This is a genomic window from Cryobacterium glucosi, from assembly GCF_004402235.1.
Taxonomy (GTDB): Bacteria; Actinomycetota; Actinomycetes; order Actinomycetales; family Microbacteriaceae; genus Cryobacterium; species Cryobacterium glucosi.
Window position 1 is genome coordinate 15,623 of sequence record NZ_SOFS01000005.1, and the last position, 16,101, is coordinate 31,723.

A 16,101-nucleotide genomic window follows, 5' to 3' on the forward strand; every position below is an offset into this window, starting at 1 on the left:
CAGGGGCCGATCAGGAAACGGATCAGGAGGCGAGGGCGGCGACGATCGAGTCGCCCCACTGTCGTGCCCGGTCGAGCTCCCCGTCGGCGAGCGGTCCGGTCTTGCCGTCGACGATGAACCCCGTCGGCCGGGTCAGGATGTGGGCCCCTGCGGACTTGAGCCTGCGGGTCACCCTTCCTGCGGCATCCCCGTGCAGGGGCGAGTGGACCCGGGTGTCGAAGGCGGCAGCCTGGATGCCGCGCAGGGTGCCGGGGTTCAACTGGTCGAGGAAGGCCTGCATCCGCGGTGACGGACGCCAGCCGTTGATCGGGCAGCCGACGACGAGGAGATCCACTCCGGTCAGGCTGTCCGGGCTGATGGTCGAAACGGACACCGCACTGCCGCCGATCGCATCCGCGATGGCCCCTGCAACGGATTCGGTGGTGCCGTAGTTGGAATCGAAGACAACGAGCGCGCTCACGAGCGGCCTCCAGTCGGAAACGACGGTTCAGATGCTCTCAGTGTGGTCCCGGAGGGTGGGCCTGTCGAGGCTCGTTCGTGCCGGAGAAGCACCCAGAACGGGTGTCAGACGGGTGCGATCAGTCGTCGAGGCCGCGCGCGACGAGGGCCTCACCGATCGCATCCGCTGCGTACAGGGAGCGCACGACGACCGGCACCGCGAGCGCGAGCAGGGAACCCTGGGTGCCGCGGGCCCTGCGTGCCTCGAGTACCTCGGTGACGATCTCGGCGACGAGGGGGATGCAGCGCAGAGTGATCGCAACGAGCAGTCCGACCCTGTCGGCATCGACCCAGCGATCGAAGGGGCGGAGCAGCCGCTGGAACCCCTCGAGGACCGCCGTGACGGTGGTCGTGAGCGTGAAGAGCGCTGCGAGGGCGACGGCCGCGAGCAGCCGCCCGGCCATGAGCGCCGCCGGCACCCAGCCAGACAGGAGCGCCTGGATCGGCACGGCGATCAGGAGGATCCACAGGATCGGACCGATCTGCTGCCAGGCTGCGCGCGGAGGCACGCCGGCCACGGGATACAGGCCGGCGATGATGCCGAGCGCGACCAGGAGCTGCCACGGCTCGCCGAGAATGCCGACCCAGAGCACCCCGGCCGACAGGACGGCGAGCTTGAGCAGGGTCGGCGCCCGGTGGAGGAGTGAATGCCCGGGGGAGTAGAGGCCAATCATGCCAGCAATGCCCGGTACGCATCGATGGCCACGGCCGGTGCGCCGTCCGCGACGACCGTGCCGTCCTCGATGCAGATCACCCTGTCGAAGTCTTCGAGCAGGTCGAGCTGATGGGTGACCACGATCACCTGCTGGGTCATGGCCCGGAAGAGGTCGGCGATGCGCCGGGAATTACGGGCGTCCAGGAGCGTTGTCGGCTCGTCGGCCACGACGACCTGCGGCTCGCCGACGAGGACGGCGGCGAGGGCGAGCAACTGCTTCTGGCCGCCGGAGAGCCGATGCGCCGGATGGGCAGCGTGGGCGCTGAGCCCGAAGCGGTCGAGTGCCGCCTGGGTGCGGCCGGCGATCTCGGCGGCGCCCAGTCCGCGTTTGCGGAGGCTGAACGCGACGTCTTCCTCGACGGTGGGCATCACGATCTGGTTGTCGGGATTGGTGAAGATGAAGCCGACCCTGTGCCGTACTTCGCGCGCGTTCTTCGCGACGAGGAGCCCGTCGACCGTGACAGTCCCGGCATCCGGTGTGATGAGCCCGTTGATCAGGCGGACGAGGGTGGATTTGCCCGAGCCGTTCGCGCCGACGATCCCGATGCGGCGTTCGGTGAGGGTGAGGCTCAGGTCGCGGAGCACGCTGCGGTCGCCGAAGGAGTGCGACACTCCGTCGAAGACGATCGTGCTCACGGTGGCCTACTCGTCCGAGGCCCGGGCCGGGGTCGGGGTCGCGGTCGAGGTCGGGGTCGAGGTTGCGGACGACGCGGTGACTGCGCGGCGGCGGGGGATGAGCCCCGGGTATGCGCGGTGCACCTGCCGGGCGACGAGCACCGTGACCACGGCCTTGATTGCGTCTCCAGGCAGGAATTTCGAGGCGTCGACCAGGGCGCCCCAGATCGGGAGGTGCAGGGTGAACGCCGTGACGGGAACGCCGATGGCGTAGATCATGACGATGCCGCCGAGCACGGTCGCGCCGAGGGCGGGCCAGAACGGGTATTTCGGGAGCAGCCGGCTGGTGAGATACCCGATCACGAGTACGCCGAGGAGCCAGCCGTAGAGATAGCCAGCGGACGGCGAGGTCGTGAACCAGGCGAGGCCGCCACGGCCGCCGGCGAGCAGCGGCAGCCCTGCGGCCGTGAGGGCGAGGAAGAGCAGTACAGCGAAGAAGCCCTTGCGGGCCCCGAGGACCGCGCCGGCGAGCATCACGCCGAGGGTCTGCAGGGTGATCGGCACCGCGATCACGCCGAGGGAGAGAGGTCCGGGGACGCCGAGCGCCGCGATCAGCGCGGCGAAGATGGCGATCTGCGCGAGGTCGCGCACGGTCAGGGTTCTGGCGGTCATGGTTTTCAATGTACGAGCAGCGCGGGGGCGGTTTCCAGAGGAGACCTACAAAGAATCCGGCGGATCTCTATCCCCCGGCGCCGGGGACGGCCACAGTGGCGGCGTCGTTGCCCGTCCCGGCGAGCCGGGCTGCCCGATCCTCCATCGCCGTGATCGCATCGGCGGCACGCACGAGGGCGAGGTGGCTGAGCGCCTGCGGTGTATTGCCGGCCTGGCGGCCCGCGCCGACGTCGTACTCCTCGCTCAACAGGCCCACGTCGTTGGCGAATCCGACGAGCCGGCCCATCAGGGCCCGGGCGTCTTCACCCCGTCCGGAGTTCGCGTACTGCTCCACGAGCCAGAAGGAACAGGCGAGAAACGGATGCTCGCCACCGGCCAGTCCGTCGACAGGAACCTCCGTGCGGTAGCGCAGCACCAGGCCGTCCCGCAACAGGTCGGCCTCGATCGCGGCGACCGTGCCGAGCATCCGGGCATCCGTCGGATCATGGAAGCCCACCTGGGGAAGCACGAGCAGGGAGGCGTCGACCTCCGTGCCGCCGAAGTACTGGGTGTATGTGCCGAGTTCGGCGTTGAAGCCCCGCTGCTCGATGTCGCTGCGGATCTCGTCCCTGAGGGCGGTCCAGCGTTCGACGGGGCCGTCGAGGCCGAATTCGGTACAGCCCCGCACCATCCGGTCGAAGGCCGCCCAGACCATCACGCGGGAGTGGGTGAATTCGCGGGCCGGACCGCGCACCTCCCAGATACCCTGGTCCGGCCGGGACCAGGTTCGTTCGAGGGACCCGATCAGGGCGCGCTGCAGCGGCCAGGAGAATTCGCCCTCGGTGAGGCCGCTGTGGCGCGCGGCGTGCAGTGCCACCATGACCTCGCCGATGACGTCGGCCTGGAACTGGTCGACGGCGCCGTTGCCGACCGGCACGGGGCTGGACCCGCGGTACCCGGGCAGGCTCGGGAGCTCGCGTTCCGGCAGGTAGCGTTCGCCGGCGAGGCCGTACATGATCTGCACGTCGTCCGGGTCGCCGGCGATCGCGCGCAACAGCCAGCCGCGCCAGTTCTGGGCCTCCTCGGCGTACCCGTGCGCGAGCAGCACGCTGAGGGCGAGCGCCGCGTCGCGGAGCCAGACGTAGCGGTAGTCCCAGTTGCGGTGGCCGCCGCGGAATTCGGGCAGCGAGGTCGTCGCCGCCGCGACGATGCCGCCGGTTTCCTCGTGGGTGAGCGCCCGCAGCACGAGCATGGAGCGCACGACTTCGTCCCGGTATGGACCGTCGTGGGTGCACGAGCGCGCCCAGTCTGTCCACCAGGCGGTCGTCGCAGCCAGGGCGGCGTCGACGTCGATCCGGGCGGGCGGCGGCCGGTGCGAGGGATGCCAGGCGAGCTGCAGGTCGACGACCTCTCCCGCCGCGACCGTGAATGTGGCCGTGTGCCGGTGATCGGCGGCGGTCAGTTCCGGGCCGCGCACGGCGATGGCGTCTGGCCCCGCGACGGCGAGCAGCACGGTCTCGCCGTCCTGGTGGACCTGGCGCACCCAGGGAATGCTCACTGCATAGCCGAAACGGATGCGCAGTTCCTCGGTCATCTCAACGGCACCGGCCAGGCCGCGCACCCGGCGGAGCACGTCCGGCCGGCCGTCACCGTGCGGCATGAAGTCGAGGACCTCGACACGTCCGGTCGGGGTCGTCCAGACCTGGGCCAGGATGAAGGTGCCGTCGACATAGTTGCGCGTGCTCGTTGCAGCGGGGTCTGCCGGGGCGAGCAGCCAGCGCCCGTGGTCCTCGGTGCCGAGGAGCGCGCCGAACATGGACGCGGAGTCGAAGCGCGGCAGGCAGAGCCAGTCGATGCTTCCGTCACTGCCGACGAGGGCCGCTGAATGGCAATCGCCGATCAGGGCGTAATCCTCGATGTTCAGGGGCATGCAGACATCCTGTCACCGCGCGGGCGTCCTCCGGCCGTGAGCGGATGCCCGGGCCGGGACCCGGAGGAAATCCTCAGGCGACGAGGCGGGCGCGTTCTGCGGGTTCGACAGCGGTGTACCCCGGGAGCGGCACGGCCGAGACGAAACGTTCCGCCTGCGGGGCAGTCGGCTTGCGGGCCGCGGCATCCGGTTCGGCCCAGACGGTGATGGGGGCGGGGGTGAACGACAGTGCCGCCGGTTCACCGACGGACTCGCCGCGCAGTTCCGAGGTGGCGCTGCGGAGCGCGGATGTCAGGGAGGCGGCCACCTGGCGGGCCTTGAGGCCGTGGAAGATCACGTCGGTGTCCGCGGGGCTGCGCGGAACGAGGGTCCAGAGTCCCTGCTCGCCGATCAGCCGCGACAGCTCGCCGTGGAAGAGGTCGAACACCTCGTCGTCGCTGAGCTCGGGGGTGGGCAGCACCGGTACCGGAATAGCAGGCGCGGCACGACGTCGTCGACCAAACATCGGGAGCCCCTTTCGATCGAAAGCTCTTTCTGCTATCAGTGTGGCGGCCCCGGGCATGATTGAACCGCGGACACGCCGGTCAATCGCGAGTCCGGGAGGGAAACCGGGGCTTTCTAGCTGTCGATTTGCCGTTCATCGGCATCTTTGACGATGGTGCCAATGGCGACGGCTGCGCTCAGCGCCCAGCCGATCCACATGAGCAGCAATCGCCAGTCGCGCGGTCCGCGCCGGGTGGCCTGCAGGATGTTCCAACCGCCGGCGACGACGCCGAGCATCGCGCTGCTGAAGATGAATTTTCGCATGGGTCCTCCGAGGACCACGGTACCCGGATCGGGACCGGGTCGTGTGCCGCCCGGTCCCAGGCATCCGGCATGTTTCCGTCGGGTGAACAAACTGACCGACCGTGCAGGAACTGACCGATCGGTCAGGTAAGGTAGTCCAGTGCAGATCGAACCGGAAGACCTCGTCCCCGCAGCGGCCGCGACCGCGACCGCGACCGTCCGCCCCGGCGCGGGAGCCGAACTGCGGGTCATGGCGCTCCAGCAGTTCGCTGCCGTCGGGTTCGCCGGTACCTCCCTGCAGCAGATCGCAGCATCCGCCGGGTACTCGAAATCGAGTGTGCTCTACCATTTCGCCTCGAAGGACGCCCTCCTCGGCGAGGTGCTGACCCCGGCCATCGAACGCCTCGAGGCCATCCTCGGCGGGTTCACGTCGACCTCGGAGAACGCGGCCTCGCGGCACCGGTTCATCGAGGACTTCGTCGACTTCCTGCTCCAGTACCGGCTCGAAGTGCATGTCCTGATCAATCAGGCCCAGTCCCTCAAGGGCATCGCCGTGATCGATCGGGCCAGGGCCCTGATCGTGCGCCTCGGCGACGCCCTCTGCCAGGAGCACGCCACGACCATCGACCGGATGCGCTTCGGTGTCGCGCTCGGCGGCGCCGCGTACTCCCTCGTCGCCGGCCTGACGTTCTTCGACGAGGACATCACGCCGACCGACGATCTCCGGCCCGCCCTCATCACCCTCCTCTCCGAGCTCCTCGCCCCCGTCGCCGTCCGCACCACCCAGCCCAGGAAGTAATCACAATGGCAACCCTTCTGTATCGGATCGGCCACTTCGCCTACAAGCGCGCGTGGCTCGTCATCGGCGTCTGGGCACTCCTCCTCGTCGGGATCCTCGGCGGCGGCATCGCGCTCGGCGGCAAGACCGCCGAGTCCTTCGCGATCCCAGGCACCGAATCGCAGGACGCGATCGACCAGCTCGCCGCCGTCTTCCCCCAGGCGGCCGGAGCCTCGGTGCAGGTCGTCTACAGGACGCCGGACGGGGCATCCGTCAACACGGAGCCGTACAAGACGGCCATCACCGACATGGCGACCGAACTCGAGGCCGTTCCCGGCGTCGTGTCCGTGATCACCCCGTATTCCGACTACGCCTCGAGCGCCATCTCGACGGACGAGGCCACCGCGCGCAGCGTCGTTCAACTCGACGGTCCATCCGCGGATGTGACGGACGCTACCCTCAACGCCGTCACGGCGACGGCCGCGATCGCGGAGAAGGCCGGTCTCGAGGTCGCCTTCGGCGGCCAGGTCTTCTCGTCCAACACCTTCGGCATCACCATCACCGAGGTCTTCGGCCTCCTCTTCGCCGGGGTCGTGCTGCTGATCACCTTCGGGTCGCTCGCCTCGGCTGGGATGCCCCTGCTGATGGCGCTCATCGGCGTCGGCGTTGCGATCGGCGGTATCACCGCGATCTCCGCGTTCGTGCCCGTCTCGAGCACCGCACCGATGCTCGCAATGATGCTCGGGCTCGCCGTCGGCATCGACTACTCACTGTTCATCCTGTCCAGGCACCGGACCCAGCTCGCCAGGGGCGTCGAGCCGCACGAATCGGCATCGACGAGCGTGGCCACCGCCGGGAGCGCGGTCGTCTTCGCCGGGCTCACCGTCATCATCGCCCTGCTCGGACTGCTCGTCGTCGGAATCCCGTTCCTGAGCGTGATGGGTGTGGGAGCCGCGGTCGCCGTCTTCATCGCCATCCTCGTCGCGATCACCCTCCTGCCCGCGATTCTCGGCCTCGCCAAGGGCCGCCTCACCCCGAAACCCGGCGGGCGCGCCCACAACCGGGCGACCATGCCGGACACGGGCAGGCCCACGATGGGCCGCCGCTGGGTGGGCCTCGTGATGAAGGCGCCGATCGTCGCCGTCATCCTCGTCGTCGGAATCCTCGGCACCCTCGCGATCCCCGCGCTCAGCCTCGACCTCAACCTGCCGGACGGAGCGTCCGAGCCGGTCGACTCGACCCAGCACAAGGCGTTCACCATGATCGAGGAGGGCTTCGGTCCCGGCTACAACGGCCCGCTCATCGTGGTCGTCGACATCACCCAGACCACGAACATCTTCCCTGACCTCGAGACGATCAGCGCCAAGCTGCGTACCCTGCCCGACGTCGCCTTCGTCGGCAAGGGCACCCCGAACGCCACCGTCGACACCGCGATCATCCAGGTGATGCCGAACAGCGCGCCGAACGACCCCAAGACCAAGGATCTCGTCCAGGCCATCCGCGACCTCGCGCCGGGGATCGACTCCGAACTCGGGACTCCCGTCACGGTGACGGGAGCGACGGCCGTGTCGATCGACATCTCGAACCGGCTCAGCAACGCCCTCATCCCGTTCGCGCTCATCGTCGTCGGGCTCTCGATCATCCTGCTGACGATGGTGTTCCGTTCCGTCTTCGTTCCGGTGAAGGCCGCGGTCGGGTTCCTGCTCTCCGTCTTCGCCTCGATCGGTGCGACCGTCGCGATCTTCCAGTGGGGATGGTTCGCCGACCTGCTCGGGGTGAGCACGCCCGGTCCGATCCTGAGCTTCCTGCCGATCCTGCTGATGGCCGTGCTCTTCGGACTGGCCATGGACTACGAGGTCTTCCTCGTCTCCGGCATGCGTGAGGAGTACGTCAAGAACAACGACCCGCGCCAGGCCGTCGTCTACGGATTCGCACACGCCGCCCGCGTCGTCACCGCTGCGGCACTCATCATGTTCTTCGTCTTCTTCGCCTTCGTACCCGACGGCACCGGGGCGATCAAGGGCATCGCATTCGCCCTGGCCGTCGGCGTGTTCCTCGACGCCTTCCTGGTGCGGATGACCCTCGTGCCCGCAGCGATGGCCCTCGCAGGCCGGGCGGCGTGGTGGCTGCCGCGCTGGCTCGACCGCCTGCTCCCCAACGTCGACATCGAGGGCGAGGGACTTCGCCACCACATGCTCGACAGCCACTGGGCGAAGGCCCAGGACGGCGCCATCACGGCGGACCAGGCCGTCTTCGGCCTGCCGGGCAGCACGATCGGCCCGCTCACCGTCTCCGTGCCGACCGGATCGGTGCTGGTCCTCACCGGGACCACCGCCCATCGCCGGGTCGTCGCCGCGACGCTCGCCGGCCGTCTCGACCCGGTCTCCGGCCGGCTCCAGGTGCTCAGCTACCCGCTGCCCTCCGAACGCGGCCGCGCCTTGCGCGTCGTCGCGCTCGCCGACGTCGGCGACAGCCGCGACAACGGCCTGACCATCGGCGAACTGCTCGCCGAGCGGCTCGACCTCACCCAGCCACGGTTCCGCTCCCGCAGCCGGCGCGGTCAGCTCGACGGCTGGATCGGACGGATCAACCGTGCCATCGCCCACGACCGTGCCCCGGTCGCACCCCTCACCGCGGACACCCCGGTGTCCTCCCTCTCCGCCGTGTCCCGTGCCGCGGTCCTCGTCGCGGCGGCGCTCGCCGAGCGTCCTGGCGTCGTCGTCATCGACCTGGGCGAAGGACTCCCCGCCGATCCCGCAGGACTCAGCATCGGTGTCGTGGTCGCGACGCTCGCCCCCGCAGACACCACGCTCATCATCGCGGCGGCGTCGCAGCATCCGCTCGCCGCAGCCGGCCGGGCCGTGCTGGTCGTCGACCTCGAAACGCTCGAGCCCGTCGAAACGACGGGTCCCGCCGCCCGCGGAGCTCTCGGCGGATACCCACCGCTCGACCCGGAGCCGCGTCATGCGACCCGGCCAACCGACACCCTCGACCCCCGCGACGCCGTCTTCGGCGCCGACGCCCTGGATGGAAAGGCCGCACTGCGATGAGCACCAGGCTCGAACGACTCTTCAGCCGCACGCCGGGACAGCGCCGCTGGACCTTCGGCGCCGTACTCGCCGGACTGATCGTGGTACCCCTTGCGGTCGCAGGCGTCTTCGCCGGCGCGCTCGCGACCGCCGACCAGCGGCTCGACACCCTGCCGGCGATCGTCGTCAACAACGACACCTTCGTGACGACGACGGCCGCGGACGGCACGAAGCAGACCGTGCTCGCCGGGCGCCTGCTCGTGACCGAGCTCACCGCGCCGGCCTCGTCGCGGACGGCGTCGACCGGGTTCGCCTGGACGATCTCCAATTCCGCGGACGCTGCGGCGGCACTCGCCTCCGGCAAGGCATACGCGGTGCTCACCATCCCCGCAGACTTCTCCAAGTCGATCACCTCGATCGGCACCGCAGCGCCGACCCAGGCCGAGCTCGCCATCCGCACCGATGACGCGCATTCCTATCTCGCCGGAACCGTCGCAGGGACGGTCGGCTCCGCGATGACGGGCGTCTTCGGCCGGCAGATCACGACCCAGTACCTGAGCGGCCTGTATTCCGGCCTGTCAACGCTCGGCGGCTCGCTGACGACGGCAGCGGATGGCGCCGGCCAGGTCTCGACGGGCGTCACCGGAGTGGCCACCGGCCTCGATTCCCTCTCCGGGGGCGCGGCCTCCGCTGCAACCGGGGCGGCGTCCGCCTCGACAGGAGCGTCGAGCTTCGCGACCGGGGTTACCGCGTACACGAACGGGGTGGATGCGCTCAGTGCGGGCCTCGGCAAACTCAACACCGGCACGGCAGGTCTCAGCGCCCTCAGCAGTGGCGTCGCCCAGTACACCGGGGGAGTCACGCAGGCGGCAACCGGGTTCACCAAGGTCTCGGCGGGCTTCACGACGCTGGCCGGCCAGTTCGCCGGGGTCGCCGCGGCGATCAAGGCTGACCCCGCAAACGCCGACGCCTACATCGCCCAGTACCAGGCCGGACTCGACACCTACCAGGCCGGACTGACCCAGTTCCAGGGCGGACTCGACACCCTCTCGACGCAGGGCGCCGGACTCAGCCAGCAGACGACATCCGCCCTCACCGGGGTGCAGGGCGGCGTGGCGCAGAGCGCGACAGGGGCCGCGAAGCTCGCAGCCGGTTCGGCATCGCTGCGGACGGGCGCGACCGGCCTCGCCTCCGGCGTCTCGAGCCTCTCGAGCGGCGTCTCCCAACTCGCGACGGGGACCGCGGCCGCGGCCACCGGGGTGCACCAGCTCGAGACGGGCGCGAGCCAGCTCGCGACCGGGCTCGCGTCCGGAGCCGAGAGCGCGAAGAAGCTGAACCAGGACGACCCTGCGCAGTCGGCTTCGGTCGTTTCCGAGCCCGTCGCCATCACCACGAGCCGCGACAACCCGATCGCGACGATCGGCCCGCTCCTCGGGATGGTCTTCGTGCCGGTGGGGCTCTGGATCGGCGCGCTCGCGATCTTCCTCGTGATGCGCCCGGTGACAAGCACCGCTCTCGCTTCGACCGCCTCAACAGGGCGCCTTGTCTCGCGTGGCTTCGGCCGGGCGTTCGGCCTTGCCGCAGCCCAGGCGGTCGTCGTCGTCGCGCTGCTGCACGCCTCGCTCGGCGTGACCTGGACCCTGCTCCCGGCGACACTCGGCTTCGCGGTCTTCCTCGCGTTCGTCTTCGTCGCGGTGCACCAGTTCCTCACCGTGGCGTTCGGACGGGTCGGCATCGTGGTGTCCCTCGTGCTCCTCGCCCTGCAGCTCACTGCGGTCGGCGGACTGTACCCGATCGAGCTCGTCTCGGCGCCGTTCCAGGCGATCAGCCCGTTCCTGCCGCTCACCTGGGCCGTGAGCGGCATGCAGGGGATCGTCTCCGGAGGGGGAGCAGGTGCGCTCAATGCCGTGGGCATCCTGCTGCTCTTCGCGGTGGTCAGCATCGGCCTGACGTTCTGGGCCGTTGCCGCCAAGCGCGGCCCGCGCTCCTTCGCCCTGGCCCTCGCCCGCGGCTGACGCACGAGCTCCTTCCGCGAGAGCGGGTGAAACGTCGGTTTGAGCGGACCAGACCGACGATTCACCCGCTTTCGCGCGTGGGGACGGGGCTAGTGCTGCTGTCCGGGGCGCAGGGACTCGTGGGCGCGGGGCGACCGCGGGGCGCGGCGCACCCGGCGCTGGGCGGTGTGCAAGCGCGCGAACGCGAGGGTCTCCACGAGCAGCACGAGGCGTTCCTGCTCGGTGCGCGCCTTGCGGGTGTTGACCTCCGCGACGATCCGGCCGTCCCAGCCGGTGCGCGCGAGCAGGTTGAGCACCTCGGCGACCGGCTCGCTGCCACGGCCGGGCAGCAGGTGCTCGTCGAAGACTTTGCCCTCGTCGAGGGAGCCGGAGCCGTCGCAGAGATGCACATGCCGGAGACGGTCGCCGAGCTCCGTCGCCATCGCGAGACTGTCGAGCCCGCTCAGGGCGCAGTGCGAGAAGTCGAGCGTGACGGCGTCGCAGTCCATCCGGGTGGTGTCCCAGCCGGGGGAGTACGCCTTCATGCCCCGGCCGCCGAACTTCCACGGGAACATGTTCTCGACCGCGATCTCGATGCCGCTGTCCGCGCTGATCTCGCGCACGGAGTCGAGGAACGTGACGGCGAAGTCGGCCTGCCAGCGAAACGGCGGATGCACCACGACGGTTCGCGCCCCGACCTCGGCCGCGAGCGCCGCCGAGCGTTCGAGCTTCACGAGTGGGTCCCGACCCCAGACGAAATGCGTGAGCAGGAGCACGGGAGCGTGGATCGAGAAGATCGGCAGCTTGTATTTCCGCGACAGGGCCAGGAGCGCAGCGGCATCCTGGGTGACGTCGTCGCGGGAGACCATGATTTCGATGCCGTCGTAGCCCGCGAGTTTCGCGAGCCGGAAGGCGTGCTCCGTCGAGAGCGGATAGGCGCACGTCGTGCTCATGCCGATGCGAATCATTGGCGCCAGAGTAAACCCGACTGCTGAACAACGGGTGTCGCGCGCCCGAATAGTCAGGGGGCTCCGCCGGGGCTGCTGGTATCCTTGGAAGTTCACCGAGGTGCGTGCGCCGTGCAGGTACCGGAACGGACCAGCCATTTCGATTGAAGCCGTTAACACGCCCGCCGCCGAGCCGAAGGTGACATACGCCCTCGTCGCTGTCTCGAACCGGCTGCCCGTGGACTTCGTCGTCGCCGAGGACGGCACCGAAAGCTGGAAGACCTCACCCGGCGGACTCGTCACCGCCCTCGAGCCGCTGATGCGCTCCTCCGACGGCGCGTGGGTCGGCTGGCCCGGCGTCGCCGACCGCGAGTTCGCCCCCTTCGAAAACGACGGCATCAACATCGTTCCCGTCTCGCTGACCGACGCCGACCTCGAGGACTACTACGAGGGCTTCTCCAACGACACCCTCTGGCCGCTCTACCACGACGTGATCTCCCCGCCGAGCTTCCACCGCGAATGGTGGGAGGCGTACGTGCGCGTCAACCGCCGGTTCGCCGAAGCGGCCGCCGCGGCCGCGGCAGCCGGTGCAACCGTCTGGGTGCACGACTACCAGCTGCAACTCGTGCCGCGGATGCTGAGGGACATGCGCCCCGACCTCGTGATCGGCTTCTTCAACCACATACCGTTCCCGCCGTACGGCATCTATGCGCAGCTCCCGTGGCGTAAGCAGATCCTCGACGGCCTGCTCGGCGCCGACCTGATCGGCTTCCAGCGGCTGGCGGATGCCGGCAACTTCTCCCGCGCGGTCCGTCGCCTCTTCGGATACACCACCCGCGGTGTCGCGATCGACGTTCCAGGCGCCGGGGGACACCACCGCCGGGTGATCGCCAAGCACTTCCCGATCTCGATCGACGCCGTCGCATACGCCGACCTCGCGAAACGTCCGGAGATCCAGGCCCGCGCGCGCCGCATCCGCGAGGACCTCGGCAACCCGAAGACGATCATTCTCGGCGTCGACAGGCTCGACTACACCAAGGGCATCGGCCACCGGCTGAAGGCCTTCGGCGAGCTCCTCGAGGACGGGTCGATTTCCGTCGAGGACGTCACCCTCGTGCAGGTCGCGAGCCCGTCCCGGGAACGGGTCGGAGCGTACATGGCCCTCCGCGACGAGATCGAACTCGCCGTCGGCCGGATCAACGGCGACTACTCGACGATCAGCCACACCGCGATCAGCTACCACCACCACGGCTACCCGCGCGAGGAAATGGTCGCCCTGTACCTCGCCGCAGACGTCATGCTCGTCACCGCCCTCCGCGACGGGATGAACCTCGTCGCGAAGGAATACGTCGCCGTCCGCGACGACAAGGACGGCGTGCTCGTCCTGAGCGAATTCGCCGGGGCGGCCGACGAACTCAAGCAGGCCGTGCTGATCAACCCGCACGACATCGACGGCATGAAGGCAGCCATCCTGCGTGCGATCGCGATGCCGCGCCCCGAACGGCAGCGGCGGATGCGCGCCCTGCGCCGCAAGGTGTTCGACAACGACGTCGCCGCCTGGTCGTCGTCCTTCCTCCGCACACTCCGGGAGGGTGCCGCCGTGCAGCCCGGCGTTCCCGATGATCTCGCTCACGCCCTCCGCGACTTCAGTTCCGCGGGCTCGCTGCTCATCGCGCTGGACTTCGACGGCACCGTCGCCCCGATCGTCGACAACCCCCAGGACTCGCGTGCCGTCGCCGGCACCCGGGAGGCCGTCGAACGCCTGATCGGACTCGACGGCGTGCGTGTCGCCCTCGTCTCCGGCCGGTCGCTCGCGAGCCTGCGCCAGGTCGCCGAACCGCAGGTCGAGGTGCTTCTGACCGGTTCACACGGCATCGAGGTCCAGCTGGACACCCCGGGCGAAGAGCTCGGACTCGACCAGGACGAACTCGACCAGCTCGACACGCTCGCCCGCGTGCTCGAACGGGTCTCGGCATCCGTGACGGGTGCGTGGATCGAACGGAAGCCCGCCGGCCTGGCCTTGCACACCCGCAAGTCGACCGCGCAGGCCGGCCAGGCCGTGCAACGCGACGCCCGCGTGCAGCTCGGCGCCGTGCTGCCAGACCTCACCGTGCGCGAGGGAAAGAATGTGCTCGAATTCTCCGTGCGCTCGAGCTCGAAGGGTGACGCGCTCGAACGGCTCCGTGCATACACGGGCGCCGACCGGGTGTTCTACGCCGGAGACGACGTGACGGACGAAGACGCCTTCACCGCACTGCACCCCGGCGACCTCGGACTGAAGATCGGCGCAGGCACCTCCCTCGCGGGCTACCGGGTGCGCGGACCGGAGGAAGTGCCGATCGTGCTGCAGCTGATCGCCGACCTCCGGGAGGCCGCCCCAGCTCCCGGAACCCCCGGAACTCCCAGCGAACGGTAACCCTGCGGCAAAGTTCCCGAAACACAGGTTCTAGAATCACTACATGCCTGAGATCGATCTGAAACCGCGTAGTCGCGACGTCACCGACGGAATCGAAGCCACGACCTCCCGCGGAATGCTCCGTGCCGTCGGGATGGGCGACGCGGACTGGGACAAACCCCAGATCGGCATCGCGAGTTCCTGGAACGAGATCACACCGTGCAACCTGTCCCTCGACCGCCTCGCGCAGGCGGCCAAGGAGGGCGTGCACTCCGGTGGCGGCTATCCGCTGCAGTTCGGCACCATCTCCGTCTCCGACGGCATCTCGATGGGCCATGAGGGCATGCACTTCTCCCTCGTCTCCCGAGAGGTCATCGCGGACTCCGTCGAGGTCGTCATGCAGGCCGAGCGCCTCGACGGCTCCGTGCTGCTCGCCGGCTGCGACAAGTCCCTGCCCGGCATGCTGATGGCCGCTGCCCGGCTCGATCTCGCGAGTGTCTTCCTCTACGCCGGCTCGATCGCGCCCGGCTGGGTCAAGCTCTCGGACGGCACCGAAAAAGATATCACCATCATCGACTCGTTCGAGGCCGTCGGCGCCGTCAAGGCCGGGCGGATGTCCGTGGCCGACGCCAAGCGGATCGAGTGCGCCTTCGCCCCCGGCGAGGGTGCCTGCGGCGGTATGTACACCGCGAACACCATGGCGAGCGTCGCAGAAGCCCTCGGCATGAGCCTTCCGGGATCCGCGTCCCCCGCCTCGGCCGACCGCCGCCGCGACTACTACGCGCACCGCTCCGGCGAGGCCGTCGTCAACCTTCTGCGCCTCGGCATCACGGCCAGGGACATCCTCACCCGCAAGGCCTTCGAGAATGCGATCGCCGTCGCCATGGCCTTCGGCGGCTCCACGAACGTGGTGCTCCACCTGCTCGCCATCGCCCGCGAGGCCGAGGTCGAACTGAGCCTCGACGACTTCAACGTGATCGGCGACAAGGTTCCGCACATCGGCGACCTGAAGCCGTTCGGCAAGTACGTCATGAACGACGTCGACCGCCACGGCGGGGTGCCCGCCGTGATGCGCGCCCTGCTCGAGGCCGGCCTCATCCACGGGGACGCCCTCACCGTCACCGGGAAGACCGTCGCAGAGAACCTCGCGGAGATCGACCCGCCCGACCTCGACGGCGAGGTGCTCCGCACGCTCGACAACCCGATCCACAAGAGCGGCGGCATCACCATCCTCAAGGGCTCGATGGCGCCGGAGGGCGCTGTCGTCAAGACCGCCGGCTTCGACAGTGACGTGTTCACCGGACCCGCCCGCGTCTTCGAGCGCGAGCGCGCGGCGATGGACGCCCTCACCGAGGGCACCATCGAAAAGGGCGACGTCGTCGTCATCCGCTACGAAGGCCCCAAGGGGGGCCCCGGCATGCGCGAGATGCTCTCGATCACCGCGGCCATCAAGGGCGCCGGGCTCGGTGCCGATGTACTACTGTTAACGGACGGCAGATTCTCAGGCGGCACAACCGGACTGTGTATCGGCCACATAGCACCCGAAGCGGTGGACGCAGGTCCGATCGCCTTCGTGCGCGATGGTGATCTCATACGGGTCGATATCGCAGCTCGCACGCTCGACCTACTGGTCGACCCTGAAGAGCTCGACGCCCGACGAGTCGGCTGGGCGCCTCTCCCTCCGCGCTACACCCGCGGCGTGCTCGCCAAGTACACGAAGCTCGTGCAATCGGCGGCCGTTGGCGCCGTCACGGGGTAGCGCT

13 protein-coding genes are annotated in these 16,101 nt (G+C 69.3%); 5 read left to right on the forward strand and 8 right to left on the reverse strand.

Annotated elements, in window-relative coordinates; translation table 11 throughout:
• Positions 1-22 precede the first annotated feature (22 nt).
• The 7 genes from E3O46_RS00465 to E3O46_RS00495 form a co-directional block, all read right to left on the reverse strand.
• Positions 23-460, reverse strand: a complete 438-nt coding sequence (locus E3O46_RS00465; protein WP_134447340.1) for a flavodoxin family protein — start codon at positions 458-460, stop codon at positions 23-25.
• Positions 461-578: 118 nt separating this feature from the next.
• The gene (locus E3O46_RS00470; protein ID WP_134447342.1) at positions 579-1,172 is read right to left on the reverse strand and encodes an energy-coupling factor transporter transmembrane component T family protein; all 594 of its coding nucleotides are present in this window, start codon (positions 1,170-1,172) and stop codon (positions 579-581) included.
• Positions 1,169-1,849 carry an energy-coupling factor ABC transporter ATP-binding protein gene (locus E3O46_RS00475; RefSeq protein WP_134560897.1) on the reverse strand — a complete coding sequence of 227 codons (681 nt, stop codon included), beginning with the start codon at positions 1,847-1,849 and terminating at the stop codon, positions 1,169-1,171. Before E3O46_RS00475 ends, E3O46_RS00470 begins: the two co-directional genes overlap by 4 nt.
• Before the next feature lie 6 nt (positions 1,850-1,855).
• Positions 1,856-2,500, reverse strand: coding sequence for a biotin transporter BioY (locus tag E3O46_RS00480; protein ID WP_134560898.1), 645 nt, complete (start codon positions 2,498-2,500; stop codon positions 1,856-1,858).
• Positions 2,501-2,567: 67 nt separating this feature from the next.
• Positions 2,568-4,409, reverse strand: coding sequence for a glycoside hydrolase family 15 protein (locus tag E3O46_RS00485; RefSeq protein WP_134560899.1), 1,842 nt, complete (start codon positions 4,407-4,409; stop codon positions 2,568-2,570).
• A 73-nt stretch (positions 4,410-4,482) separates the two neighbouring features.
• A complete protein-coding gene (locus E3O46_RS00490) occupies positions 4,483-4,914 on the reverse strand; it encodes a hypothetical protein (protein WP_134559408.1) in 432 nt (143 codons plus the stop codon).
• Positions 4,915-5,027: 113 nt separating this feature from the next.
• The gene (locus E3O46_RS00495) at positions 5,028-5,216 is read right to left on the reverse strand and encodes a hypothetical protein (RefSeq protein WP_134447351.1); all 189 of its coding nucleotides are present in this window, start codon (positions 5,214-5,216) and stop codon (positions 5,028-5,030) included.
• Between the two features lie 139 nt (positions 5,217-5,355).
• Here E3O46_RS00495 and E3O46_RS00500 point away from each other — a divergent pair, with 139 nt between their 5' ends.
• Genes E3O46_RS00500 through E3O46_RS00510 form a run of 3 tightly spaced genes read left to right on the forward strand, consistent with a single transcriptional unit; the run spans position 5,356 to position 11,017 of the window.
• Positions 5,356-5,994 carry a TetR/AcrR family transcriptional regulator gene (locus E3O46_RS00500; protein WP_134447353.1) on the forward strand — a complete coding sequence of 213 codons (639 nt, stop codon included), beginning with the start codon at positions 5,356-5,358 and terminating at the stop codon, positions 5,992-5,994.
• 5 nt (positions 5,995-5,999) lie between these two features.
• Positions 6,000-9,023 carry an MMPL family transporter gene (locus E3O46_RS00505; RefSeq protein ID WP_134560900.1) on the forward strand — a complete coding sequence of 1,008 codons (3,024 nt, stop codon included), beginning with the start codon at positions 6,000-6,002 and terminating at the stop codon, positions 9,021-9,023.
• Positions 9,020-11,017, forward strand: coding sequence for a YhgE/Pip family protein (locus E3O46_RS00510; protein WP_134447357.1), 1,998 nt, complete (start codon positions 9,020-9,022; stop codon positions 11,015-11,017). The genes E3O46_RS00505 and E3O46_RS00510 overlap by 4 nt, the downstream gene beginning before the upstream one ends.
• Before the next feature lie 89 nt (positions 11,018-11,106).
• Here the strand turns inward: E3O46_RS00510 and E3O46_RS00515 are convergent, their stop codons facing one another.
• Positions 11,107-11,964 carry a sugar phosphate isomerase/epimerase family protein gene (locus E3O46_RS00515; RefSeq protein ID WP_134559402.1) on the reverse strand — a complete coding sequence of 286 codons (858 nt, stop codon included), beginning with the start codon at positions 11,962-11,964 and terminating at the stop codon, positions 11,107-11,109.
• A gap of 178 nt (positions 11,965-12,142) precedes the next feature.
• Here E3O46_RS00515 and E3O46_RS00520 point away from each other — a divergent pair, with 178 nt between their 5' ends.
• A complete protein-coding gene (locus E3O46_RS00520; RefSeq protein WP_241975378.1) occupies positions 12,143-14,359 on the forward strand; it encodes a bifunctional alpha,alpha-trehalose-phosphate synthase (UDP-forming)/trehalose-phosphatase in 2,217 nt (738 codons plus the stop codon).
• 43 nt (positions 14,360-14,402) lie between these two features.
• Positions 14,403-16,097, forward strand: coding sequence for a dihydroxy-acid dehydratase (gene ilvD, locus E3O46_RS00525; protein ID WP_134559398.1), 1,695 nt, complete (start codon positions 14,403-14,405; stop codon positions 16,095-16,097).
• Positions 16,098-16,101 lie beyond the last annotated feature (4 nt).

Excerpts from the sequence above, each read along its gene's own strand:
- E3O46_RS00470 (WP_134447342.1), bottom strand. The coding sequence starts at position 1,172 with ATGATTGGCCTCTACTCCCCCGGGCATTCACTCCTCCACCGGGCGCCG.
- E3O46_RS00480 (WP_134560898.1), bottom strand. The coding sequence starts at position 2,500 with ATGACCGCCAGAACCCTGACCGTGCGCGACCTCGCGCAGATCGCCATC.
- E3O46_RS00485 (WP_134560899.1), bottom strand. The coding sequence starts at position 4,409 with ATGCCCCTGAACATCGAGGATTACGCCCTGATCGGCGATTGCCATTCA.
- E3O46_RS00490 (WP_134559408.1), bottom strand. The coding sequence starts at position 4,914 with ATGTTTGGTCGACGACGTCGTGCCGCGCCTGCTATTCCGGTACCGGTG.
- E3O46_RS00495 (WP_134447351.1), bottom strand. The coding sequence starts at position 5,216 with ATGCGAAAATTCATCTTCAGCAGCGCGATGCTCGGCGTCGTCGCCGGC.
- E3O46_RS00505 (WP_134560900.1), top strand. The coding sequence starts at position 6,000 with ATGGCAACCCTTCTGTATCGGATCGGCCACTTCGCCTACAAGCGCGCG.
- E3O46_RS00510 (WP_134447357.1), top strand. The coding sequence starts at position 9,020 with ATGAGCACCAGGCTCGAACGACTCTTCAGCCGCACGCCGGGACAGCGC.
- E3O46_RS00515 (WP_134559402.1), bottom strand. The coding sequence starts at position 11,964 with ATGATTCGCATCGGCATGAGCACGACGTGCGCCTATCCGCTCTCGACG.
- ilvD (WP_134559398.1), top strand. The coding sequence starts at position 14,403 with ATGCCTGAGATCGATCTGAAACCGCGTAGTCGCGACGTCACCGACGGA.